Source organism: Companilactobacillus nodensis DSM 19682 = JCM 14932 = NBRC 107160 (assembly GCF_000615905.1).
Taxonomy (GTDB): Bacteria; Bacillota; Bacilli; order Lactobacillales; family Lactobacillaceae; genus Companilactobacillus; species Companilactobacillus nodensis.
This window is the reverse complement of the sequence record NZ_BAMN01000021.1, coordinates 1-24,817: the sequence shown is the minus strand read 5'-3', so window position 1 is coordinate 24,817 and position 24,817 is coordinate 1. Positions and strand designations below refer to the sequence as shown.

The window sequence follows — 24,817 nt, the reverse complement described above, 5'->3', positions numbered from 1 at the left end:
TGAGTTGATGATTAGGAGGGAAGTACTTATGACAGATCAACAAAAAGGTCTATTCTATGCAATTGCTGGTCCGGTATTATGGGGATTTTCCGGAAGTATCGCACAGTACTTATTTAGTTTTGAAAGGATTCCGACTCAGTGGCTCGTTGGATTACGGTTAATTTTAGCTGGAATATTGTTGCTTATTTGGTGTGGCATCGCTATGCCAAAAGAATTATTTAGCATACTAAAAAAGCCGCGCTACATTTTTCAATTATTATGCTTCGGCTTATTGGGAATGTTACCGGCACAGTACACTTATTTCATGGCGATCAAATACGGTAATGCACCAACGGCAACGGTCTTACAATTTTTAGGGCCATTATTTATTATTTTATATTTATCATTACGCAATCTTAAAATGCCGCGAAGAATCGACATGATATCAATCGTTCTGGCACTTATTGGCACGTTCTTACTAGTAACACATGGACACTGGAACACCTTGGCACTGTCACCTTTGGCTGTATTGTGGGGTGTTGGCTCTGGTTTGAGCCAGGCGTCATATACATTGTTACCACGTGAACTACTGAAGAACTTTGACGCTCGTATCGTTACCGGCTGGTCAATGTTACTTGGAGGCATCGTCTTCGCCCCTGTAGCACATCTGAACCAAGTTCCGCAATTAACCGTTAAAGCTTGGCTATTGATAATCTTCATTATCATTGGTGGAACGATGTTCTCTTACTTATTCTACTTACAAAGTTTGAATTACCTATCCGCTACTACTACTGGCATGCTCAGTGCCTTCGAACCACTGACAGCGACGATCCTATCAGTAACCCTACTAAGCACCCACGTTGGTCCCGCTGAAATTGCTGGTGCTTTGTTGATACTTGGCATCACATTCTTACAAGCTCTGCCACCGAAGCTATTCATCGGTCGAAGAAGAGTATAAAAAAACTTCCAATTTCTTGGAAGTTTTTTTATTAGGCTTGTTTTGTAGAATAGATAGTAAATCCATTAACATTAACTACTTTATTTTTTACTGACATTCAATTTTTTCCTTATTTACCCAATTTAGCATATTCTTCATCGGTTACTTTTTCTAACCATTCTGATGTACCTTTTGTGATAGCAACGTGACTGAACCAGCTGTCCTTTGTTGCGCCATGCCAGTGCTTAACGCCATCATGAATTGCGACTACGTCACCCTTCTTCAACAATTGTGCGGGCTTGCCAGCTTCTTGATACCAACCCATGCCACCTGTGACTAATAAGATTTGGAAACCATCATGGTGAATGTGCCAATCATTGCGGCATCCCGGTTCAAATGTCACGTTACCGACACTAACATCGATGTTGTCATCTGGTGAGACTAGACCTTGTAGGTAACTTTGACCGATGAAATATTTTGCGTAGGCGTCGTTCTTATCGCCAACTGGAAATACACCTTCGTTTTTTAATTCTTCAAATTTTGCCATTGTATATACTTCCTTTTGTTTAATTTTTCTAATTGATTACAAGAATCATTAAACTCCTTAAAGTTAACTTTAAGTCAAGCTGTAATTTGAGAATATTTTTAGTTTTATTCGTGATGATTCATTCTTTTAAGGTAAGCCGCAAAGTCTTCAGTGTCCTCAATGTGACCATTAACTTTGCCCTTATACCAATCTAGCTTATCATTTAAAATCGTCCAATTATGCTGTAATTGCGCAAACTGTTTTTCGAAGTCATCGTGAACCTCTTGTAATAAGGCAATCCTCTTATCAATCGTCGAATCACCTTCAGCACGCCACTCAACATATTGCTTGAGCTGTTCGATCGTCATCCCGGTACCCTTCAGATGTAACAAGAATTTGATCCAGTCAGCATCTTGTTCAGTATAGTAACGCAGACCGTTTTCTGTTCGGTGCGGCTTGATCAAGCCCTCTTTTTCGTAGTACCTCAATGTTGGACTGCTCAAACCAGTCGCCTTGGCAAAGTCACCAATACGATATTGTCTCACTGTTATTTTGGTATCCATTCTTATTGCCTCTTTATATTAAAGTTGACTTTAAGTTTAACACTAATTATTCATTTGACTTCAAAGCACCGATCATATCGATCCCCTTTAGTTTTTGGTGTGTGATCAACATGACAATTACTGTGAAGACAATCATCAGAACTGTCGCGACAATATAGCCAAACGTACTTATCGTCAGTGGGAAAATCACTAACGCGGTTGATGCTTGATTAAGAATATAGGCCGTCAGTAGATTACCAACTCCATATCCCACGATGATTCCTAGAATCGTCAAAATTATATTTTCACGTACGATATACATCGTCACTTCGTTATTGTAGAACCCTAGAACTTTAATAGTTGATAGTTCACGGATTCTTTCTGAAACATTGATATTAGTTAAGTTATATAGAACTACGAACGACAAGACACCTGATAACAAGATGAAGATCAATACGATCGGCATCAAAGAAGATGTCATTTTAGCAATCGTAGATTCTTGATCATACGTATAACTGGTTCCCATAACTCCGCCATGCTTCAATAGTTTATTAGCCAGGCTATTACGTTGCCCATTCGTCTGTGACTTCAGGTTAACTAATAAGGTATTAGTCTTCGGTGCCGTTCCAAACAATTCCTTATATGTATCTTTATTAAGATACATGAAATGACTAATAAAGTTTTGAGTAACGGCAGATACTTTAATTTCTCCACCCTTGCCACTAGCGGTTTTGATACTGATCATATCTCCGGCTTTGACTTTAAGAATCTTTGCCATCTTTTCAGTCAAAACAACCTGGTTATCCTTTAACTTCAATTTTTGGTCAGTCTTAGAGTCTTTCAAGTGGATATACTTATCGAAGTTAGCACTCTCAGGCGTATAGAAGTTAACATCGTCCACTTGCTCTCCATTAGCCTTAACCTTACCAGTCGTCGCACTAACCTTGGTACTGCTGCGATACTGGTCATTATCGTTCAAAACTTTTAGTGCCTTAGTACTATTGTTATTCGACAATCTAACTACTGCTTGATAATCAAAGATCTCACCATATTGGCGATTACCAGAAGCACCAATTGAATTCTGAATGCCAAACCCAGTCAGAATCAAAGCTGTACCACCAGCAATACCGATAATAGTCATGAACATTCGTGACTTGATCTGAACAAGTTACGATAACTGACTTTGCGATTGAAACTGAGATGATTCCACAGTGGCTTGATACGTTCCAATAAGATTTTCTTGGCTGACTTAGGGGCCTTCGGACGCATTAATGCCGCAGGTCCTTCAGATAATTCCCGACGAACAACGATCATCGCTGCACCAACCGTTGCCAACAAGGCAAAGATCAGTGCTATGAGAACTATCATCCATTGAAATTTAACATCCCACGTTAATGGAATATATTGCTTATACAACGCCAAAACGATTCGTGGCAAACTCTCATTACCGATTACCGCACCGAGAAGTGTACCAATTAACCCGGCAGTTAAAGCATAATAGAAGTAGTTTTTGGCAATCTCCCATTTTGTATAGCCGAGTGCTTTGAAAGTACCGATCTGTCCACGGGCTTCCTCGATCATTCTAGTAATAGTCGTAAAAGTAATTAAAGCTGCAATTAAGAAGAAGAACACTGGGAAAACATTGGCAATTGCAGCGATTCGATCTGAGCTCTCACCATAGGCTGAGAAGCCTGGTAAATCTTCTCTAGTTTGCCAAGTATAACTAGTCTTGGTCTGTTTATGGAGCTTGTCATACCCAACCGTCAGTTGCGTCTGTTGCGAATTCAATGTCATTAATTGCTCACTAACATCAGTTCCAGCAGAACTGGCCAGCATAAGTTGACCTTTGGCATCGTTCAATTGTTTTTGCTGCTGATCCAAAGTTTTGAGATTATCACCGACCAATGAATCTGAACGTTCTTTAGCTCTTCCCTTGAATGCTGTTTTTAGCTTTTTGACCTTATGATCGACGGCATCCTTATAACTATCGCTAAAGGTATTCTTAGATTGTAATTTATCGAACCTAACATTCAATTGTGTCGCAAACGGTAAGTTCATTTGCTTATCATAAATATAAGCAAACATTCGGACCGTTCCATCGCCGACATTGCTGGCTCCACGAGATTCATTATCAATATATTGCGGAGAACTCGCAAATCCTACGATCTTGTAAGTTCTGGATTTTAAATCAGCTGACTTATCAAAACTAAACTTATCACCTAATTTATAACCATACTTAGTTTTGGCCACTTGATCCAAAATTATTTCATTACTCTTACTAGGTAAGTGACCGCTTCTAATAATTAATTGATTTTGTTTATTAGTTTTTTTATATCCATAAAGTGCCATTGCAACATGACTTTTACTACCGACAACTTGCTTATACTTAACCCTCTCAGCTTTAGCACCGCTCACTTTTTCAGCTAGATTCAGGTCTTTTTGTGTGAAGCCAGTCGTCGAAATCAATTGCACATCTGACAGTTTTTTATCCGTGACCGTAGTGTTAAGTGAATCATTCAAACTAGGCCCAGCTGCTTTGACACCTACGAAAATCAAAACACCCAGCATAATAATTAGAATGATAGCGATGAAACGACCTTTTGACTTGGCGATATCTCTAAACATATTCTTAGTCAGTGGTTTCAATATTTTCACCTACCATTCGATGTATTGTACAGGCATTGGATTTGGATTATCTTCGATTGAACGAACACGAGCATCATTGATACGAATAATTCGATCAGCCATCGCTGCCAAAGCTGAGTTATGGGTAATGATAACTACCGTTTTGTTATTCAGATGACTAGCATTTTGTAACAAGGTCAAGACTTGCTTACCAGTTTCATAGTCAAGCGCACCCGTCGGTTCATCACACAATAACAACTTAGGATTCTTCGCTAAAGCACGAGCAATGGCAACACGTTGCTGCTCACCACCTGATAGTTGTGAAGGAAAGTTATCGATTCGATCACTCAAACCAACTTGATTCAGAGTTTGAGTCGCATCTAGTGCGTCACTAACGATTGCGGAAGCTAACTCAACGTTTTCTTTGGTCGTCAAATTAGGGATCAAATTATAAAATTGAAAAACAAATCCAACATCATTACGACGATATTCAGTCAATTGACGTTCTGAAAAACGAGCAATATCCGTCCCATCAATGACCACTTGTCCATCACTTGGAGTATCCATCCCCCCAAGAATATTAAGCACAGTTGATTTACCAGCACCACTAGGTCCCAGAATAACCGTTAATTTGCCACGTTCAATGTCGAATGACAGATCATTATTAGCAATGATTTGTGTCTCGCCCATTTGATATCGTTTGAATTCATGTCTAACCTCGATATATGCCATTAAATCACCTTCACCTATTAAAAAGAGGCTGGACAAAAGTCGCGGCCTCTTTAATTTTTAAAATCTCATAATAATTATAGCATTTTTTAGATAAGTAGATTTATGCGAAGAAAAAAGACATCGTTATATTCTACGATATCTTCTTTTGTAATTCCTTATCATAATTTCTAGTAACTGGGACCAATAGGACGAACAACCCACAGAGTAAAGTTCCTATTCCACCAATAATAAACAAACTATTAACTCCGAATTTATCCGCTAGTGGACCAGCAAAAACTAATCCCACTGGACCAGAGATACTCATTAATGAATTCAGGATTCCCAACACTCGTCCAAGATTCTCTGGTGGATAACTCTCTTGAATCATCGCCATCAGTAATGTGTTGAAGAATGGTGTCGCTAACCCTGCAATTGTATTCAAGGCGACGAACCACAAGAACCCATTGCTATTGCCGGGTAGGACACCACTGATAGCGAAGGAGATTCCCATGACCCATATGGAATTAAGTATCGGTTTCATCCGATCTGACCAGTTACCGAAGAATCCGATCACTGCTCCACCGGCTAGCATTCCGACCGAGTAAACAACTTCAATGATACCGGCTTGAGCCACTGTTCCATGGAAATATGACATTGTCATCAGTGGATACATACTGGCGGCGGGCATAAATAATAATGTAAAGGCAGTTCCCATTAAAGTGATATACCACAGTCCGCGGTTACCACGCAATTGATCGAGTCCGAATTTTACATCAGACAAAACATGAATTTTTTCATCATAAACTGGATTCTCAGGAATAATAACAAACATGATAATAACCACGCCGACGATGGCACCAACAACATCCAACAAGATCAAATAGGCAATCGGCACGATTGAGAACAGGAACGCCCCAAGCGCTGGCGCAATAATCATATTAGCCGACTGGACCATTCCTAACTGTCCATTCATCTTAGTGATCTGTTCCTTAGGAACCATCGTAGGCATAATTGACTGGATCGTTGGCATCTGAAAAGTCTGGGCAATCGATCTCACTAACAACGAAACAAAGATCAACCACAGTGGAAAGTCCTTATTGATAATTCCCACAATTGATAAAATAATTGCAAAAATTGCGGCAATAATATCTGGAACTATCAACAAGAACTTCTTATTAGTTCTATCGACGAATGGTCCAACAAACGGACTCAACAAAACCATTGGTAACATTCCCAACAACGTCGCAAAACTTAAAACTGTTGCCGAACCCGTTTCTTTGGTCAGGTACCATATGATGGCATATTGAACGACCATACTTGTGATTCCCGACATGAATTGACCGAATAAGAATAAGTAAATATTCTTTCGCCAATTTGGTATGGCAAATGTATTATCTGACATAAAATCCCCCCTTTAATTGAATTTCACAGAAATTGAATTATCGCACGATAATAATTTCAAGTCAAGATGATTATACCTGAGAGTAATAAAAAAGTTCCAACGAAATTATAATTTCATTGGAGCTTTTTTGGGGGATATTTTTGGTTGTGTTTATTGAAACGAGTTCCGAAAAGCAGCCCCCTGCGCTTAGTACGGATAAGAAATGCACCAACTTCGTTGGCACCTTCCTTATCCTAGCTAATGCTCAGGAGCTCCCGCTTTTCTACACTCTCTGAGTGTCTACCAAATATTAACTCGTTTATCTTCATCAAGCCACATTCCATCATTCTTAGTAATACCAAAGGCATCATAGAATTCATCCATATTTTGTGCTTGAACATTGGCACGTAATGGACCTGGGGCATGAACATCTGTTGATAACAATAGTTCATTGAACTCTTGTGTTGCCTTTAATCTCCAGACACGAGCCCAGTTGATGAAGAATTTCTTAACATCATAATCGTCTTCTGTTTTAGCAGCTTCTAGAGCACAACGAAGGCCACCGACATCAGCGACATTTTCACTAACAACAAGTTTCCCATTGACCTTGCCGCCTGCATATGGAATTCCATCGAATTCATCGATCATATTTTGTGTTAACTTCTTGAATTTGGCATAATCTTCGTCAGTCCACCAATTATTCATATTACCGAACTCATCAAATTGCGCACCATTATTATCGAAGGCATGAGAAATTTCATGAGCGATGACTGCACCGATACCACCGAAGTTCTCACTGCTTGTTTGTTCCAAACTATAGAATGGAGCTTGCAAAATGGCAGCTGGGAAAGTGATGTCATTTCTTGAAGGATCATAACATGCATTAACCATGTGTCCTGGCATAAGCCACTTCGTACGATCAACTGCCTTGTGATATTGATCAAGTGAATCTTGAATGAAGATCTTTCTGATCTCACGCAAGTTGTCATACAATGAGTCATTCTCATTGATTTTGATCTTGCTATAAATATCATCGATCTTATCAGGATAGCCGACTTTAACTTCAATCTTATCTAACTTAACAATAGCCTTCTTCTTAGTATCTTCACTCAACCAAGTATTGGCACTGATACGCTGTTCATAGATTGAAATCATCTTCTTAATCATGCCGCGAACATCATTCTTAGCATCTTCACCGAAGTACTTCTTACCATAATAAACACCGACAACTTGGCTGAAGATACCCGCAGCTTTGTGATAAGCAAACTTAGTACGGTTTTGTAATTCCTTAGCACCGCTCAAAGCAAGGTTGTATTCACCGATTACTTGACGGAACTCCTCATCAAGACTTGAAGCATTGCCAGTCAAGAAGTTGACCATCATCCAGGCTTTGATATCTTCAAAAGTATCTTCGTTAATAATCTTATTCAAGTTATCCAAATAACGAGGTTCAGTAATAATTACTTTGTCCGGTATATCGTTGATCTGTTCAGTAACTTGAGACTTCAAGTCCAATGCATCTGACTTAGTAATATATTCTGAGAATGGCATTGGGTTATACATCTTAGTATAATCAGCCCACTCTTCTGAACCCTTAACGATAGGGACTAACAGCTTATCAAACTTCAAAGCCTTCGCAACGATCTTCTTAGCATCATCAAGATTATAACCGATCATTGAAAGAAGACGTGTTGAAACTTCGGCGAACTTCTTCAACAATTGTTCACCAGACTTATTGCTTTCAGCATAGTAAGTCTTATCCGGCAAGATCAATCCTGCGCCACCAATATAGACAACATTCTTAGAAGTATCCTTCATATCAGCATCAATAGAAATATCAATTGGCAATGGGAATCCAGCCTTTGATAATTCAGCTAGCTTGTCACTGAACTCTTGCAAGCTTGTGATGTCATTGATTTTTTGGATATCTTTTAAAATTGGTTGATGATGGAATTTATTAAGATGTTCAACATTATTTGCCAAGCGATATAACTTAACAGCTTGTAACATCAAATCATCATTAATCTTTCCTTCATCATTTGCGAACTCGTGGAACTCCTTCATCAAGGCTTTTTCAACACCTTCATCAAGATCCATAAACCCACCCGTACGTGGCTTGTCTGACGGTATCTCAGCCTTTTCCTGCCAAGCACCATTCACAGCCAAGTACAAATTTTCTTTATAATCAGTAGGCTTAGCATTTACCATATCGCCAGCGCCACCAATAATTTTACTAGTAAACAATACATTCACCACCATGTGAGATTTTACTTAATACTATATCACTCTTTGATTTTCATTAAAAAAATTATGAGTCTAAGAAACGCCTTTAAATAAATTAGTATAAATATCATCTATTCTTGTAATGCAAAAAATTGCAGAAGACATGGATTTTATTGATAATACAGTAAGCGATTTCTATACTGTAGTTGTAAAAGGAAATCGGATCCCTAAAACATGTTGATTCTTTTACACAACTAAACGGATTGATTGCGAGGTTTATACTTTGCCTACTTTAAAAGATATTGCTAAATTGGCACACGTTGATATAAGTACAGTATCACGTGCCTTGAATGATTCTCCATATGTTCATCCAAATACTAAAAAAAGAATTCTGGAAGCTGCGAATGAACTTAAATATCATTCAAATAGTACCAAGGAAGTATTTACAACAGGCAAAGTTCACGCCGTAGGTATTATCATACCAAATGCAAAGTTAAATATTTTTATGGACTTTATCCAGCAAGCAGAGCTCCAGGCAGATGCCGTTAACTACGACGTAATTGTCTGTCTTTCAAACGATGATGGAGAAAAGGAGAAACGCCTACTTCAAAAAATGCGTGCTGGATTAGTCGACGGAATTATCATTGCTTCCACTGGAGATAATAACTCATTATTAGAAGATATAAATTCAAGCGGAACACCAATTGTTCAAATATTCCGTGAAGTTGATCAGAACTTGGATAGTATTTCAATTGATTATAGTAAAAGTGTTGAAACTGCTTTTAATGTACTTATTGAAAAGGACTGCAAACAAATTGGACTAGTCAATGGACCTATATGTGATATTTCTTATAAAAATAAATCAGAGGCATACCAACGATTAGCGACTAATTATGATTTACCTATCATCGTACAAAATACTAAAGATTATCCCAAATCATTTGTAAATGCCGGATATAATTTAGCAAAAAAATTACTGAAAGCTTCACCAAATATAGATGCAATTCTAACTGCGAATGATCCCGAAGCATTAGGCGTAACCAAGTATCTTAATGATCAAAATATTCCCATTCCTGAAAAAATAAAAGTGATAAGTTTAGCGGGAAGTACCTTAGTGATTTATTGCCAATCAAAGTCAGTGCTACAGTTTTCCCAATAGATGAAGTTTCGTTACATGCATTGAGTTTGATTATTTCAAAAGTTGAAAAATTAGATCGTGATTCACCGTTGAAACATTTAAAAGTAAATGTCGAATACATAAGTAGAATGACATGTTAAGGAGATTTTAAAAATGACTAAAACTAAAAACTTTCATACAATTTTCCCAGCAATTTCTGTTCCTATGAATGATGATGATTCAATCAATGAACCAGAATTTAGAGCCTATCTTCGCTGGCTAGAATCATTTTATGATGACGGTATTAAAGGAATTGTTACCAATGGACACACTGGTGAAATTACAGCATTAAGCCGTGAAGAACGTAAAAGAGTTACTCAAATTGCCGCAGAAGAAGTCGGCGATAAGATGACGATTGTTTCTGGTGTAAGTAGTGAAAATACAAAGGGAGCTATTGAAACTGCTAGGGATGCAAAAGAAGCCGGTGCAGATGGTATTTTACTAATGCCACCACACATGTGGTTACGTTTCAGTATGAGCCCACGTTCTCCCTTTGAATTCGTCAAAGACGTTGCTGAAGGTGCTGACATTGATATAATTTTACATTTATACCCTGCCTATACCAAAGCCACATACACACAAGAACAACTAGTTGAAATGTTAACAAATATTCCACACGTTAAGGGTGTCAAAATGGGAACCCGTGTCCAATCAATCTACGAAGAACAAGTCCGTACGATTCGCAAGTCAAATCCAGATGCTGCACTTTTAACTTGTCATGATGAAACAATTAGTGACTCATTATTCCCAGGAATGGATGGTGCAATCCTTGGATTTGCTGGATGTATCCCAGAATTAATAACTAAAGCTTTCAAGACATACAATGAGGGAACATGTAAAGAACTTCATGAAGTAGATAACAAGATTTTCCCTGTTGAGCGTGCAATATACCGTGGAGGCCAACCATCAGGGGAAGCACATGCTCGTTTGAAACAAGTATTAGTTGAACGTGGTGTATTTACAAACGATCATATGCGTAAACCTGTCCTACCTATTACAGAAAAGAGCAAAGAGATTATTTCTCAAGGAGTGAAGGACAGCGGATTAACTAAAGTAGATATGTCCAAATTCTAAATTATTACAATATGTCAAATCAAAGTCGTTGATATATCTATAAATTGGATACTATCAACGGCTTTTTTTGCAAATGGGGTGAAAACTATGGATTTAATAAATCAAAATTCTTCTCTCATTATTTTAATTGTGGTCGCTGCATATATTATCATCACTGCCTATCTAAGCTATAAATGGAGTGGCAGCTCAAATTCTGATTTCATGCAGGGAAGCAAGGGGATTCCGTATTTTGTCGTTGGTGTAATGATCTTTTCTAACTATAACGGAATTATGGCAGTTATTGGCACACCACAGAAGGCATTCTCTAGTGGTATTGCAGCTATGTGGTCCCTATTTGCAGCAGCAATTGCTTTCTTCCTTTATGGCTGCTTCTTTGTAAAAAAACTATACAATACGGGAAGTTTCACAATCTCAGGAGCTATAAATAAAACATATGGACGTTCAACACAACTCATAGTATCTATGATTATGATTTATGCTATGTTGATGCTCAACTTAAATACATATATAAGTGGGGCTAGCGTACTACACGAAATTCTAAATACTAATTTGCCCGTATCAATGATATTAATTGCCATTGTTAGCACCATATATTTTAGTATCGGTGGTATGAAAAGTATCTCTAAAACGACCATGGTTCATACCTTTATGAAATATTTGGGCGTTATCATAATTTTAATAGTTGCTTTAATGATGACACACGGTCTACATCCAGTAGCCCATAAACTTCCGAAATTCTATTTCACATCTACTGGAAATATTGGTGTGGCTACAATCATTGGATGGATTTTAACTTCAGTAGGAGCTGTATTTTCTACTCAAACTATTGCGCAGGCTATATCTTCAACAAAAAGCGCAAAAGATGCGCAAAAGGCAGCATTTTGGGCAGCTATTCTAGTAATTCCATTTGGAATTGCATTAGGTCTTATCGGTGTTACCGCTAAATATCTTTTCCCATCTATTAATGGTTTATATGCCCTTCCAATTTTTTTAAGTCATATGAATACATTTTGGGCGTCAATAAGTTCGATCGGACTACTGGCGGGAGTATTCGTTGGTGTTAGTTCCTGCGGACTTGCAATTGTCGCTCTTATCGTTAATGACTTTTATGTTCCACATTGGAAGCCAGAACCCAAAAAACAATTAAAAGTAACCAGAATAATTTCCATAATTGTTGGACTCTTACCACTAATATTTATGTTCTACACACCAAACATACTTGCTCTTTCATTTTTCGCAAAAGCTCTACGTGTTTCAATTGCAATAATAGCTGTAATCGCATTTTATTTACCTACATTTGATTCCACAACTTCGGCTAACATTGCTTTAATAACTACCACATTACTCACTACTGTCTGGTATATCCTTGGAGATCCACTAGGTATTGATGATACATATATAGCTATTCTAACGCCGTTAATCATTATGCTAATAGGTCGTTTGATTTCAAAGTTGTTCTATAGAAAAGCTTAAAATAACTTAAAAATGTCGCATTCATAAATACAATTAGTAATTCTACTTACGTATTTTATAAATGCGACATTTTTTGTTTTCACTCAATATTGCCCAATAATATATAATTTCAATATCAAAAAAGCACCTTCTTGAAGTTAGAGTTCTCTAACCAAAAAGATGCAATCATTAAAATCTAATTATCTAATAACACTAACTGAAACTCTTGAATTATTAACAATTTTTGAAGCTTGTGAACCAATGGTATTACGGTGACGATTCTTTTCCTCGACACCAACAATAACCAAGTCTGGTTCAAAACTAGGAATTACCTTTTCAACAATAACAGAACCAGGATTTCCTTCGGTGACCATCAAATGCACATTCTTAACACCATAGGTCTTGGCCTTTTGTCCATAAGTTTCGAGCAATTCTTTAATTTCATTACGACGGTCTTTGAGGACTTCTGGATCAAGTGATTGAAAAATATTCAAATCTCCTGTTTCCAAAACTGAAGCTATTCCAAGTTCAGCACCATAATGTTTTGCCAAAGAACAGGCATAATTAAAGGCATTTTTCGATGATGTGAAGTCATCTGAATCCACACAAATCAAAATCTTTGAATACTCAATTTTCTTTACCTTGTATTCTTTTAATTCATCCATCTAATAAAAACCTCCTATTTTTTGAAGTCGCGTCCCTTATTAGCTTGGAAATATTGATCAAATCGTTTCACATAATTGTGGAACATATAAGTCATCAATAACCAACGCTTGAAGGACTTGTCTTTGTCATAGAAAACAGTTGTACCAGTACGATCTTGCTTGATAAGTTCTTCAGCATATTCACTAGCTTCATTGTGAGCAGCGTATTTTCTGAAGACCTTAACAGGAATTCCCAACCATAACTTATGTTGAGCCTTATTCTTATTAGCATAAACAGTAGGCTCATTTTCTAGACTACCTTCAATATAATCTTCGACTACATATTTGGCAAGATTATAGCCATTCAAGGTAACGAAGAAGCTACTTCTACCTTGACGCAAGTTGATTTCAAAGAACTTAAAGGTCTTGTCACGAGAATCATACTTCATATCAAAGTTAGCAAAACCTGTGAATTCAATATCTTCAAGGAACTTTTGAACTAAGTCATAAACATCTTGATTAAATTCTGGCACGATAGCTACATAATTACCGATTGATTGAGGTGTAGGATCTTCCAAAATTGGGTGACCTAAACACATCATCTTCACGTGATGTTCTTGATCAACATACGCATTTAGTACACGCATATTTGAATCATCACCAGGAATGAAGTCTTGAAGGATCAAATCAGATTTATAACCATTATCATAAATCTTGCTTACGATATCCATATATTCATCATTCGAATGAATTGTGAAAGCCTTTTTCCTACCTTCAAAATGAATATCCAACCATTCAACACTGTTAGCTGGTTTCAAAGCAACTGGGAAATCAAAAGGTACTTCAAGGCCAGACTTGTCCTTACTCTCATAGGCATCTTTAGTAATGATCTTAGTCAATGGATGTGGAAGTCCGTGCTTATCAGCAACCTTATAGAAGCTCTCCTTGTTATTCAATGACTTCAGTAGGTCATAATCAACGTATGGGCAAACAAATGTCTTAGAGAGCTCTTCTTTGTGTTTACTTATAAGTTCAGCGTATCCATCACCACAAGCTAGCAAAATAACTGGTTCGTCATGATTCTCATACTTCTTAGCAATTTCACGCATTTTTTCAATAAATACAGGATCTTCAGCAAATCCAGCATTAAGTGTTAAATTTATAATTTTTGTATAACGTGTAGGAGCGAGTTGAGCACCTGCATATGCATCTACTACTCCACCATATAATTCATGAAAGGCACGCGCCATACCATATACATTCATATCACTACCTAATATTACCGGCGTGAATTTTTTTCCTGATTCAGTTTCGATAGGGATCAACCTCTTACTTTATTTAATTCATAATTTTATAATTACACACATTTCAAACAAAATTATACCATAATCACAATTACACAACGATACCTTAAGGATATTTTACAATTCAAGCCCGGTATATAGCCGATTTAACAGCTTTTTAATTTTATTATTTGTCTGAACAAATTCGTAAACTAACATTTATTCATAACACAGTTTATTGACTGAATCAGGCGTTATAGCGGTGAAAAAATAGTAACAGCAAAAAAGAACGCATGATGCGTCCTTCTTATTTGTTGAATTTTAGTTGTTTTAGTTATTTAACTTCTGGTTCTACTTCTGGCTTCTTACCATCATTGATAAAGAATACTTTGTACCAGATCAAGAATGTATAAACAGTCCAGATCTTACGACGATCATCATTGTCACCTTTGTAGAATCCGTCTAACATATCCAAGATTGCATCTTGGTCGAAGAATTCATTGACATAGTCTTCACTGAATAGTTCATGGAATTGGTGATAAACGTCTTCTGTACGGATCCAATCACGAATTGGTACTGGGAATCCTAACTTTTCACGTTTTGCCCATTCTTCAGGTAGAGCACGTTCTGCAGCAACACGTAAGGCGTACTTACTATCCTTGCTGTTTAATAGATACTTAGTTGGAATTCCAGAAGCAACTTTAGCCACTTCCTTATCAAGGAATGGAACACGAAGCTCCATAGAATTAGCCATACTCATACGATCAGCTTTGAGCAAGATATCATTTGACATGAACTGGTGAAGATCAAGATATTGCATCTTCTTAACTTCGTCATCATAATCAGCGACCTTGCTATAACTTCTCATAACAATATCCTTAACTGAACGTGACTTCTCAAAGTCAGGTTTAACTAGGTCAGCAGCTTCTTTTTCTGTAAAGATCTTAGCTTGGCCAATGAAGAACTCTTCAGCCTTAGCAGTTGACTCATATAGATGTAATCTTCCTGGGAAGTTTGGCATCTTCTTCAAGCCATGAGCCAATTTGTAACGTGCGCCTCTTGGCAACTTCTTCAAATCTTCAGCGAAGACACGAATTGCCTTCGAATGTGAATGATATCCGTAATTAGCATAACCAGCAAATAATTCATCGGCACCTTCACCAGAAAGGATAACTGTAACATCCTTACTTGCAAGCTTAGTTAAGAAGTATAGTGGCACACATGATGGATTAGAATCCGGCTCATCCATATAGTATTGAATCAAAGGCATAGCCTTGATAGCTTCATCCTTTGTGACGATTCCACGTGTGTTCTTGAGTCCTAATTGATCTGCCAAATCCTTGGCAGCACTACCTTCTTCATAGGTACTTGTATCAAAATCGATCGAATATGTATGTTCTGGTTTGAGGATAGCTGTAACATAACTTGAATCAACACCACTTGATAGTAGTGAACCAACGGGAACATCACTGATAGCATGTTCCTTAACTGAATCACGTAATGAGTCATCAATCTTTTTAACAGTATCTTCAAAGCTCAAATGATTCTCTTTGAATTCCATATCCCAGTACTTCTTGATGCTTAATTTACCATTCTTATATGTAAAGTAATGTCCTTCAGGAATACGGAAGACATTTTTGAAGAATGTTTCATTCAAAGCTGAGTATTGGAAAGTAAGATATGGCTTCAAAGCCGCTTTGTTCAATTCCTTCTTAAAATTAGGGTGCTTTAAGAATGACTTGATCTCTGAACCAAAAATAAATGTTCCTTGTCGATTGTAATAGTACAATGGCTTGATACCAAAGAAATCTCTAGCTCCGGTAATATCGCCCGTTTCTAAGTCATAGATGACAAAAGCAAACATTCCACGAATCTTCTTAAGCAAGTCAACAATGCCCCACTCTTCAAATCCATGTAACAAAACTTCTGTATCAGTATCAGTACTGAACACGTGTCCAGCTTTTAATAGATCTTTTCTAACGTCTTGATAGTTGTAGATTTCACCATTGAAGATAATAGCCTTGCTTCTATCTTCGTTGTATATAGGTTGCATACCACTTTGAATATCGATAATACTCAAGCGACGGAAACCTAATGCAGTGCTTCCATCAATCAATTCTCCAGAGCTGTTAGGTCCACGATGTTTGATCGTATCCATCATGGCTTCAATAACTGGCTTTTTGTCAGCAATATTCTTGTCTACAAATCCGACAATTCCACACATATTAATTCTCCCTTATATCTCAAAACTTACATATCTTGTTGCTGCTCCGTAACCAAAAATCTGCAACCGTAATTTATCAGGGTCAATATTAATAAAATATCCAGCTAATTCTGAAATTTCATTATATCTTCGATCCCACTTTTTGTTATAGTCCGTAGTTAATCCATGCTTCTTCCCCATCAAAGCCGAACAATTTAATATTATATGATTAATTCCTGAAACTTTATAGTATTTTTCATAATGCATGTGTCCACAAATATAATTGGACACCTTGGAGATTCCCGTTGAAGAAAAATCATAACGCAAATTTACTCCAAAATCACCTGTAAGTTCATTTTTAATCTGCCCGCGATTTTTATTATTGAAACTTACAAATATCTGTTGAATCAAATCTCCATTAAAATTCAATGCACTACGGCCACTAGGACTTATTATGTTGGCATGCCCAAATACAACAACATGCTTATCAACTGTGTCTTCCAAAACAGTAACTAAATCTTCTAGTTGCTGCTCACGGACACCTCTAACTTTTTTAAAGTCATATTTTTTAGAACCATTATTTAAAATATAAGGTATATCACTAGTATCCAAAAAAATAAGGCGCACATCACCCTTGTCATACCAACCGACCTTTGAAACGGCATTTAATCGCGAAATCTCACTTTGTTCAAAGTTATATTTTGTGACCAGACTATCATAGTCGTCACGATTGAATGAGGCTGAACTGACAAAACGATGTTCGTCATACTTGTCATTCTCATCGTGATTACCTTCGGCAATATAAAATGGTTTTGTACTCTTTTGATAGTTTTCAACAGCGAATCTTAATAATCCGCGACTAATTTCTGGCTTGTCACTTCCGTCGATCAGGTCGCCTAGGTGAACATTCAAATCAATGTTCAAATCATCACCTGCACTGTTAGCCTCTATTATATGACGTATACCGTTGATTCCATAATAAGATGCACTAGCAACCGCCTTGGCGTGAGTATCAGTCAGAACAGAAAGAGTCACCGTATTGTCGGACACATTCGGTCTAACGTTATTATCATAAACACCTGTAATATAATCCTTAACAAAGCGTCTCGGTTTGAGTCTTCTCAAAAAATTATCAGTTTGCGCTGAAATAATTCCAGAAGACCTTGGATTTAAAACTTTTTTAGCAAAATTTTTAATATTCAATTTTTCTGTTCTCCCAATATCTCAATACTATCATTTTTTTTATGAAAAAATAGTAAAAAAGCCATCTAATCTCGGATGACTTTTTTCGATCCGCTCATATTAATCGTTGGGAAACAATTAACTATGAGACTCTATTCTCACACACTACCTTACAGTAACGCAATATTTTTCTACTTCAATAATATTTGGTAAGCCTTACGAACACCATCATCAGCATCCAAAGTAATAATTCCTTTTTCATCAAATCCACTATCCGTTATCACATGCTGCATTACCAAATTGTCTGGGTGAGTGTCGATTCTGACATCAGAATACCCTAAATGATATGACATCGTTAGTAATTGTTGGATCAGAGCAATATACAATTGCTTAGTCTGATGACCTGATTCAACCGCAATACGATGAATTATCGAATAAGTAACATCGGAGTTCTCGCTCCATCTGCCTTCACTAATATTCTGATAATCACGATCGTAACCTTGTTGTAAAGCTGCTGTACCTACAACAGCACCATCTAATATCAACACATAGTTGATACCTTCTTCGATATCACGCTGCAAAATTGCTTCATCAGGATACCCTTTTTGCCACTGATTTACTCCGCGATCAAAAAGCATTTTTTTTGCACCACTGATTATCTCAGCAACTCGTTCAAAATCATCTGAGTGAGATTGGCGCAAGTAAATAGTACTCATTCAACTACCCCCTTGGTCTAATTGGATAATTTCTTTTCGTAAAAAGTTCCACTTAACACAATTAAGACACAGGCATATACAAATTGTTGTATCGCCGTCGGTATCAGTGCTCTAATGGAAGTTTGTTCTTGGAAAATTGTAATCATTTGAGAAACTGGAGGTAAAAACCAACTGACATAATGTAATAAATCAATACTGCTTCCAGCTAACGCTACGTATACAAGTAATATTATACCCATTTGACCGGCGTATGGGTGCTTATTCCATTGTGGTTTGCACAAAAAGGCTATACCCACACCCACGAAGCCAGTTGTAGCCAATGACATTATGGCAACCAGATCAACAATAATGTCTGAACTCAACATAAAGCTAAATAAAAAGACAACGATGGCACTGAACAACGTGACCAAGAACAGTGTCAAAGCTTGCATTATGAAATACAGCCAATAATTACTAATTTTTTGCATAAAGTACTCATTGTACTGGGCATCATTCTTCAAAAAATTCATGCTCGTCAAAAGTGACATTAGAAATATTCCAACAATCAAGAATCCAAACTTATTACTTGTATTCAGATCCAACAAAGAATTCATTGTCAATTCAAAAGCTAAAAAAGCTAACAATAATGTTGGGTACAAGAAATTTTGTAATATCGAATTAATAAAATTACTTAATAAAATTCTAACCTTCAAGAATTCTTGCCCCCTCAAATTGATAATTCAAATCTATCATTTCTTTTATGATAGCGTCTTTCATCCCTAGTGGAATCTTCAATTCAACCAAGCTGCTGACATTAGCGGACAAGTACTGACTTATCTCCGTCGTCAGGGCCATAGAATCCGGCTTGACGGTGAATATCAGCATACAGAGAATTTCCTTATCCTTGTCTTTAACTTGTTCCATCGACTTATTCTTCATAATATAATTAGCATCAAAATAATTGGTTATACTACTATCTTGAGTTGAACTTGCAATAACAACGCCAGAACCATTATCAGCGAGGTCCTTGATTATCTCCAACATATTCGAAGTGTACTTGCTGTTTTGAAATGAAAAAGGTTCATCCAATAATAATACGTTCGGATGTCCTGACACAGCAGCCAAGAAGTTGACTCGCTGCTTCAGACCATAAGAAAGCTGTCTAACCTGACGATCAAGATAAGGACTCATTCCCATAAAGGCGATCAAACCCTTGAGCTGTTCTTTAGAAACAGCCAGTGTACCGCTCAACTGACGAATTTCCTCTAGATAGATTCGGACACTCTTATTGATCACTTGCGGATCAAACTGTGGCAGATAACCGATCCTAACACCAGGAGTGAACTCAACTTTGCCGCTGTCAGCTGTCTTCAATTTGGCCAAAGTTGATAGTAACTGAGTTTTACCACTACCACTGTCACCAACAATACTAATAATTTGATTTTGAGTTAAAGAAAAGGTTACATGCTTAAATGCAAAGTAACCTTCGTTTTGTAAAGATAAATCTTTAACGGTTATTAATTCCACTATTGCCATTCCTCGATTGCATGTGCGGCTAATCCAATTGATAGGATTGCGTCTTTTGAAATTGAGTTTCTAACATCAGCGACAATTGTATTGTTGTAAACAGCGCCGATAACTACAAATGAATAAGTTACCAAATTCAAGTCAGTTTTAACTTTGTATTCGCCTTCGGCATATGGATCTTCATGGTTATAAGTGAAGTTGATATTGTGTTCTGAAAGAGAACCATCAACGTGATTTACCTGCACGCGATCATGCAATTCACTCAACTTGTGTGTTGGGTTTTGTAATGTAAGACGGTGGTCAGACTCGTTTTGATAATAATCATCTTCTGTCATATCGAAATAATCTTTAATAGGTTTTCTCAATACTTCCAAAGAATCGATTATGTCGTATACCTTTTGAACATCGAACTTTTCGTCTTTCTTCTCGATATCCTTGTCATTCTTATCTAGCCATTCGGCTAATTTACTAATAGTTTCAGAATCCATAATTTTCCTCCGTTAGTTCTATTATACTGAAAAATATCCCTATTTAAAATCGCAACTATCCAAATGATCATTCAACACGCCAACTGCTTGCAAAAATGAATAAATAATCGTTGGACCGACAAAACGAAATCCCAGTTTTTTTAAATCTTTGCTGATTGTCTGCGACAATTCAGTTTGTGCTGGTAATTCACTCATGTCACTATAATGATTAATTATTGGTTTATTATCAACAAAATTCCAAATATAATCAGATAATTTTTCATTTCGGTCATGCATCCCTTGAATAAGACGGGCATTGTTGATAGTCGCATTAACCTTCAACTTATTACGAATTATACCAGGGTTCTGCAACAATTCAGCTTTTTTCGCATCATCAAACTGAGCAATCTTAGCAACGTCAAAATCAGCAAATGCTTCTCTGTATCCTTCACGACGTTTGATAATAGTTGCCCAAGACAGGCCCGCTTGTGATAGTTCCAGCGTCAGCATCTCAAAAAAATACCTTTCATCGTGACTTACTTTGCACCATTCATTGTCATGGTATGATTGCATTTCCTCTGAACTATTTGCCCATGGACACCTCATATTATCGCCTCTTTGCATTAAAAAGGCCGTGACACTAGTCACGGTCTTTTCTTTTGTATTTTATCTTAAACGCGCTTACAAAAGACAACAACCTCCGCTTACTACGATAAGTGACTTCACCACTTCGTGGCAAATCCACTTATCTAGGTAATGCTCAGTTGTTCCCGTCCTTTGACACGCTCTACCTAAAACGAGTTACAAAAACCAGATTCCTGCGCCTGCTACAGACAGCAAATGCACCAACTTCGTTGGCACCTTTACTGTCTTAGGCAGTGCTCAGAATCTCCCGGTTTTTTCACTCTCTATAATTTGCCATTATCAGTATTAGTACGAACAATAATAACATCAGTACGAGCATTACGTGTAACGAACTCTGAAACTGATCCTACCAATAGACGTGTAACTGCGTTCATACCAGTTGAACCGATCATGATCAAATCATTCTTATATTCTTCAACGAATTCATCTGAGATAACTGTCTTTGGTTCACCAAAACGTACGTGAATATCAATATTATCTTCAGCAAATCCATCTTTAACAGCTTTATCTTTTAATTCATTGAGATATTTTTGAGCATCTTCTGAAAGTTGGTAAATAACATCCCCGTTCAACATTCCACCGTGCAATCCGATAAATTGCTTAGTGTCTAGAACTGTTAGGACATCTAGATGACCACCATTCATTTGGGCAACTCTTACAGCTTTTTGAAAAGCCATTTCAGCTTCCTTTGATCCATCTACGGGTACTAAAATTCTCTTATAGTCTTGTTCCATAATGAAATCCTCCTAAACGAGCTGCAAGTTTATGCATCCCGTGCTCTTTTCAATGCGTGTATTGAAAACTTCTTAATGTAAGATTAATGCATTAATATAGAATATTCAATCTTTTGTATTGCTTATATACAATTATATCAGTGAAAGGACATCAATGTACGAGCTAATTGATTAGCGACTGCTTCATAGTTATCAAAGATCGTCTTTTCATCCCATTTATTAACGCTATAAGCTGACATTTGAGTTGAAAATATACCTGTAAATAATTGTTCGTAATCCTCAAAATTATCAATAAAATTATTACACAGTACAAATGTGGGAATTTTACTCGTCCCAGCAATCTTGCTTAAATGAAACAATAACTCATCGTGCATCGACTCTGCTGAAATATCATCAGTTGCCGTCACTAAAACATCCGCCGAACGAATCGTCTGATCCATTCCGGTAACATTGGCTATCCACTCAAAGGATGAACGGAAGATCCGTGCATCGATCATCGCAAATGCCCCAGCTAATGTCTTGATGGCATCAGAATTAGGCATCGGATGTATATCTAAATTATACTTCTCATTGACCTTTTCCGTAACATAAACCAAATTATCTTCCAAAAAACTTTCTTGTGCTTCATTTAAAAATTCAATATTGTTTCTAACTTCATACGCACTGGAATAATTAAGCAGAATCGTAATCTGTGTTCGATAAGGAAGCAATTCTTTGATTCCATCCAAATCAACCGTATAACCGCTTATAAGCGGGTTTTCACCTTCCGGTATAAGTGATCCCTGTTCATCATAAATCTTTGCTCCAAGCGCTTGTAATGCTCCTAATCCACCATCAGCGACGGCTGTTCTGCCTAAACAGATGACTATGTTCTTGTGACCGCCAGAGATAGCATCCAAAATGAATTCGCCTAACCCATGACTAGTGGCATGGAATAATTCATCTCTCGTTTTACCTTTAGCTAACTCTAAACCGACGATTTGTTCAGAATCCATGATAACCGTGTCTTGACCATCGATTTTAGTGACAAGATATCTACCCAACTTGTTATGCCAAAAGGCATCAAAGAACGGTAATTCCAACCACTGTCCACCAATCGTGTGCTTAACAAGTGCTGGCATACCATCGCGACTGTCAGTAACTGGCATCGTAACTATTTCAGCATCCGGTAATGCACGCGAAATACCGCTATATATAGCCTGACCAATCTTTCTAGAACTAATATGGTCAGAATATTTTCCAGGAGCGATGATAAATTTCATGAATATTCTTCCTTTTTGTTATAATGTATTAAGAACATTTATCGATGATAGAGAGGTATTACAATGGATAACGCTACAAAGCAATCACATCGTATTTTAGATCTTGAAAAAGGTCGTAACTTCCGTGAACTTGGCGGATATAAGACTACCGACGGACACACGATCAAGTACCACAAAGTACTGCGCTCGGCCGGATTAGGTGACCTCACAGATAAAGACATCAATTTCTTGAGCAACTACGGATTGAAGACTGATATCGACTTTCGTTCCAAAGACGAAGCTGAAAAGAAGCCGGACAGAATTCCCACAGGAACTAAGTATCTTTCACTTCCTGTTTTCAAGGAAGATGAAACTGAGGCTTCAAAGATTCAAGGAACTTCAATTCCTGACCTAGACTATGTTCCAATCGACGGATACAACCACATGCTAGATGCATACCTCGATATGATCAATGGCGAGCAAGCCAAGACAGCTTATCAAAATTTCTTCGGTGAACTATTAGGTAATGAAACCGATAATGAAGTGCTATTGTTCCACTGCAGTGCTGGTAAGGACCGCACTGGTATGGGTGCTTTCTTCTTAATGTCTGCCTTAGGCGTACCAATGACAACTATTAAGGACGATTACCTACTAACAAACAAAGCAAGTAAGTCATATATAGATAACCTACTAAGTGAAGTGCTAGAACATGAGCCATCACTAGTTGATACGATCAAAGCACTGATGACTGTTAATATTAATTACCTTAATACTGCTGAAAAGGCCATCAAAGAAACTTCCGGTAGTATAGATAATTATATCAAAGATGAATTGAAAGTTAGCTCTAGCGATATCAAGGATCTAAAGAAGATTTATTTGGCTTAATAGATTCATCCCAAAAGATTCTTCTTTACATAACATTTGAGTCATACTTTCTTCACATTTACTAGTTATTATATAACCATAAGCTAAAGGAAAACGAAAAACACTTTAACTTATAACCCTCCCTATATAATAATAATCTTCATATAAAATAGATATTAATCTCATAATCACAAGTAAGTAACCCTCCTTCCCCCCCTGATATAGGGTTACATCAAAACAAAAAAGGATTCCGAAGTTTTTACACTTCGAAATCCTTTTTTAGTATGGCTGTTTAGATCGTATACTTTACATCGTGATTCTTTGTAAAGCTATTTTCTGAATACACTGCGAAAATCACAGCAGTGATTGCAACTGCGGGTATGGAATATCGACTTTGCAACACGAATAGTAACATTAAGAATACCACTACCACTGCCATGATTGATGTTTTTGCTAATTGACGTACGATTTGCATTGTCATAATAATCCACCCCTTGTTTGATGTTAATTGCGAGCTTTAGGTTTTCCGTTTATCTTTCCCTTGGCTCTCTCCAATAGCTAAACTACCATGTTTAAAAGCCATTTACAAGCGTCTGAAATGCCTAGTTTTCAATATTTGTGCAAGCGGTTACGCACTTTCTAATAAAGGGATTAAGTATCTTAAATTCGATTAAAGAAAATATGTAAGTGCGCGTAGGATTTTCA

General features: G+C 37.1%; 22 protein-coding genes and 1 pseudogene. 5 read left to right on the top strand and 18 right to left on the bottom strand.

Features of this window, described 5'->3' with window-relative positions; all coding sequences use genetic code 11:
* Positions 1-28 precede the first annotated feature (28 nt).
* Entirely contained in the window at positions 29-937 is a 909-nt protein-coding gene (locus JCM14932_RS11545; protein WP_155832124.1) for a DMT family transporter, read from the top strand.
* 109 nt (positions 938-1,046) lie between these two features.
* Here the strand turns inward: JCM14932_RS11545 and JCM14932_RS11540 are convergent, their stop codons facing one another.
* From JCM14932_RS11540 to JCM14932_RS11510, 6 genes and pseudogenes are all read right to left on the bottom strand, one after another.
* Positions 1,047-1,463, bottom strand: a complete 417-nt coding sequence (locus tag JCM14932_RS11540; RefSeq protein WP_025024989.1) for a cupin domain-containing protein — start codon at positions 1,461-1,463, stop codon at positions 1,047-1,049.
* A gap of 104 nt (positions 1,464-1,567) precedes the next feature.
* Positions 1,568-2,005: a MerR family transcriptional regulator gene (locus JCM14932_RS11535; protein ID WP_025024988.1), complete on the bottom strand. Its 438-nt coding sequence runs from the start codon at positions 2,003-2,005 to the stop codon at positions 1,568-1,570.
* Between the two features lie 46 nt (positions 2,006-2,051).
* A pseudogene (locus tag JCM14932_RS15460) lies at positions 2,052-4,630 on the bottom strand (ABC transporter permease).
* A 9-nt stretch (positions 4,631-4,639) separates the two neighbouring features.
* Positions 4,640-5,341, bottom strand: a complete 702-nt coding sequence (locus tag JCM14932_RS11525) for an ABC transporter ATP-binding protein (protein WP_025024987.1) — start codon at positions 5,339-5,341, stop codon at positions 4,640-4,642.
* Between the two features lie 130 nt (positions 5,342-5,471).
* Positions 5,472-6,722 carry an MFS transporter gene (locus JCM14932_RS11520; RefSeq protein ID WP_025024986.1) on the bottom strand — a complete coding sequence of 417 codons (1,251 nt, stop codon included), beginning with the start codon at positions 6,720-6,722 and terminating at the stop codon, positions 5,472-5,474.
* A 279-nt stretch (positions 6,723-7,001) separates the two neighbouring features.
* Positions 7,002-8,909 carry a M13 family metallopeptidase gene (locus tag JCM14932_RS11510; protein ID WP_034543340.1) on the bottom strand — a complete coding sequence of 636 codons (1,908 nt, stop codon included), beginning with the start codon at positions 8,907-8,909 and terminating at the stop codon, positions 7,002-7,004.
* 298 nt (positions 8,910-9,207) lie between these two features.
* Between JCM14932_RS11510 and JCM14932_RS11505 the strand changes: the two genes are divergently transcribed.
* From JCM14932_RS11505 to JCM14932_RS15455, 3 genes are all read left to right on the top strand, one after another.
* On the top strand, positions 9,208-10,083 hold the full coding sequence (locus JCM14932_RS11505; RefSeq protein WP_025024984.1) for a LacI family DNA-binding transcriptional regulator: 876 nt from the start codon (positions 9,208-9,210) through the stop codon (positions 10,081-10,083).
* A gap of 132 nt (positions 10,084-10,215) precedes the next feature.
* Positions 10,216-11,175, top strand: a complete 960-nt coding sequence (locus tag JCM14932_RS11500) for a dihydrodipicolinate synthase family protein (protein ID WP_025024983.1) — start codon at positions 10,216-10,218, stop codon at positions 11,173-11,175.
* 87 nt (positions 11,176-11,262) lie between these two features.
* Positions 11,263-12,648 carry a sodium:solute symporter family protein gene (locus JCM14932_RS15455; RefSeq protein WP_034543336.1) on the top strand — a complete coding sequence of 462 codons (1,386 nt, stop codon included), beginning with the start codon at positions 11,263-11,265 and terminating at the stop codon, positions 12,646-12,648.
* Between the two features lie 179 nt (positions 12,649-12,827).
* Here the strand turns inward: JCM14932_RS15455 and JCM14932_RS11490 are convergent, their stop codons facing one another.
* The 11 genes from JCM14932_RS11490 to JCM14932_RS11440 form a co-directional block, all read right to left on the bottom strand.
* The gene (locus tag JCM14932_RS11490; protein ID WP_025024982.1) at positions 12,828-13,292 is read right to left on the bottom strand and encodes a universal stress protein; all 465 of its coding nucleotides are present in this window, start codon (positions 13,290-13,292) and stop codon (positions 12,828-12,830) included.
* 14 nt (positions 13,293-13,306) lie between these two features.
* The gene (locus JCM14932_RS11485) at positions 13,307-14,536 is read right to left on the bottom strand and encodes a carboxylate--amine ligase (protein WP_051528124.1); all 1,230 of its coding nucleotides are present in this window, start codon (positions 14,534-14,536) and stop codon (positions 13,307-13,309) included.
* 352 nt (positions 14,537-14,888) lie between these two features.
* Positions 14,889-16,778 (bottom strand): asparagine synthase (glutamine-hydrolyzing), encoded by a 1,890-nt coding sequence (gene asnB, locus JCM14932_RS11480; RefSeq protein WP_025024980.1) that lies wholly within the window; start codon positions 16,776-16,778, stop codon positions 14,889-14,891.
* Positions 16,779-16,790: 12 nt separating this feature from the next.
* Positions 16,791-17,960 carry a metallophosphoesterase family protein gene (locus tag JCM14932_RS11475; protein ID WP_025024979.1) on the bottom strand — a complete coding sequence of 390 codons (1,170 nt, stop codon included), beginning with the start codon at positions 17,958-17,960 and terminating at the stop codon, positions 16,791-16,793.
* Between the two features lie 170 nt (positions 17,961-18,130).
* Complete coding sequence (locus JCM14932_RS11470) at positions 18,131-18,655, bottom strand: GNAT family N-acetyltransferase (protein WP_025024978.1); 525 nt, start codon at positions 18,653-18,655, stop codon at positions 18,131-18,133.
* Between the two features lie 17 nt (positions 18,656-18,672).
* Entirely contained in the window at positions 18,673-19,347 is a 675-nt protein-coding gene (locus JCM14932_RS11465; protein ID WP_025024977.1) for a hypothetical protein, read from the bottom strand.
* Positions 19,337-20,170 (bottom strand): ATP-binding cassette domain-containing protein, encoded by an 834-nt coding sequence (locus JCM14932_RS11460; protein WP_081776163.1) that lies wholly within the window; start codon positions 20,168-20,170, stop codon positions 19,337-19,339. Before JCM14932_RS11460 ends, JCM14932_RS11465 begins: the two co-directional genes overlap by 11 nt.
* Complete coding sequence (locus JCM14932_RS11455) at positions 20,161-20,649, bottom strand: hypothetical protein (protein WP_025024975.1); 489 nt, start codon at positions 20,647-20,649, stop codon at positions 20,161-20,163. Before JCM14932_RS11455 ends, JCM14932_RS11460 begins: the two co-directional genes overlap by 10 nt.
* 39 nt (positions 20,650-20,688) lie before the next feature.
* Positions 20,689-21,234 (bottom strand): DNA-3-methyladenine glycosylase I, encoded by a 546-nt coding sequence (locus JCM14932_RS11450; protein ID WP_025024974.1) that lies wholly within the window; start codon positions 21,232-21,234, stop codon positions 20,689-20,691.
* Between the two features lie 302 nt (positions 21,235-21,536).
* Positions 21,537-22,007, bottom strand: a complete 471-nt coding sequence (locus tag JCM14932_RS11445; RefSeq protein ID WP_025024973.1) for a universal stress protein — start codon at positions 22,005-22,007, stop codon at positions 21,537-21,539.
* A 137-nt stretch (positions 22,008-22,144) separates the two neighbouring features.
* A complete protein-coding gene (locus JCM14932_RS11440; RefSeq protein WP_025024972.1) occupies positions 22,145-23,269 on the bottom strand; it encodes a glycerate kinase in 1,125 nt (374 codons plus the stop codon).
* Positions 23,270-23,332: 63 nt separating this feature from the next.
* Between JCM14932_RS11440 and JCM14932_RS11435 the strand changes: the two genes are divergently transcribed.
* The gene (locus JCM14932_RS11435) at positions 23,333-24,133 is read left to right on the top strand and encodes a tyrosine-protein phosphatase (protein ID WP_025024971.1); all 801 of its coding nucleotides are present in this window, start codon (positions 23,333-23,335) and stop codon (positions 24,131-24,133) included.
* 271 nt (positions 24,134-24,404) lie between these two features.
* Here the strand turns inward: JCM14932_RS11435 and JCM14932_RS11430 are convergent, their stop codons facing one another.
* Positions 24,405-24,593 carry a hypothetical protein gene (locus tag JCM14932_RS11430; protein ID WP_025024970.1) on the bottom strand — a complete coding sequence of 63 codons (189 nt, stop codon included), beginning with the start codon at positions 24,591-24,593 and terminating at the stop codon, positions 24,405-24,407.
* Between the last annotated feature and the right edge of the window lie 224 nt (positions 24,594-24,817).

Bases quoted from the DNA above. Each gene is read 5' to 3' on its own strand.
- JCM14932_RS11430 (WP_025024970.1), bottom strand. From the start codon at position 24,593: ATGACAATGCAAATCGTACGTCAATTAGCAAAAACATCAATCATGGCA.
- JCM14932_RS11520 (WP_025024986.1), bottom strand. From the start codon at position 6,722: ATGTCAGATAATACATTTGCCATACCAAATTGGCGAAAGAATATTTAC.
- JCM14932_RS11490 (WP_025024982.1), bottom strand. From the start codon at position 13,292: ATGGATGAATTAAAAGAATACAAGGTAAAGAAAATTGAGTATTCAAAG.
- JCM14932_RS11540 (WP_025024989.1), bottom strand. From the start codon at position 1,463: ATGGCAAAATTTGAAGAATTAAAAAACGAAGGTGTATTTCCAGTTGGC.
- JCM14932_RS11525 (WP_025024987.1), bottom strand. From the start codon at position 5,341: ATGGCATATATCGAGGTTAGACATGAATTCAAACGATATCAAATGGGC.
- JCM14932_RS11545 (WP_155832124.1), top strand. From the start codon at position 29: ATGACAGATCAACAAAAAGGTCTATTCTATGCAATTGCTGGTCCGGTA.
- JCM14932_RS15455 (WP_034543336.1), top strand. From the start codon at position 11,263: ATGGATTTAATAAATCAAAATTCTTCTCTCATTATTTTAATTGTGGTC.
- JCM14932_RS11440 (WP_025024972.1), bottom strand. From the start codon at position 23,269: ATGAAATTTATCATCGCTCCTGGAAAATATTCTGACCATATTAGTTCT.
- JCM14932_RS11470 (WP_025024978.1), bottom strand. From the start codon at position 18,655: ATGAGTACTATTTACTTGCGCCAATCTCACTCAGATGATTTTGAACGA.
- asnB (WP_025024980.1), bottom strand. From the start codon at position 16,778: ATGTGTGGAATTGTCGGATTTGTAGACAAGAATATTGCTGACAAAAAG.
- JCM14932_RS11435 (WP_025024971.1), top strand. From the start codon at position 23,333: ATGGATAACGCTACAAAGCAATCACATCGTATTTTAGATCTTGAAAAA.
- JCM14932_RS11445 (WP_025024973.1), bottom strand. From the start codon at position 22,007: ATGGAACAAGACTATAAGAGAATTTTAGTACCCGTAGATGGATCAAAG.
- JCM14932_RS11485 (WP_051528124.1), bottom strand. From the start codon at position 14,536: ATGAATGTATATGGTATGGCGCGTGCCTTTCATGAATTATATGGTGGA.
- JCM14932_RS11500 (WP_025024983.1), top strand. From the start codon at position 10,216: ATGACTAAAACTAAAAACTTTCATACAATTTTCCCAGCAATTTCTGTT.
- JCM14932_RS11450 (WP_025024974.1), bottom strand. From the start codon at position 21,234: ATGAGGTGTCCATGGGCAAATAGTTCAGAGGAAATGCAATCATACCAT.
- JCM14932_RS11460 (WP_081776163.1), bottom strand. From the start codon at position 20,170: ATGGCAATAGTGGAATTAATAACCGTTAAAGATTTATCTTTACAAAAC.
- JCM14932_RS11510 (WP_034543340.1), bottom strand. From the start codon at position 8,909: ATGGTAAATGCTAAGCCTACTGATTATAAAGAAAATTTGTACTTGGCT.
- JCM14932_RS11455 (WP_025024975.1), bottom strand. From the start codon at position 20,649: ATGGATTCTGAAACTATTAGTAAATTAGCCGAATGGCTAGATAAGAAT.
- JCM14932_RS11535 (WP_025024988.1), bottom strand. From the start codon at position 2,005: ATGGATACCAAAATAACAGTGAGACAATATCGTATTGGTGACTTTGCC.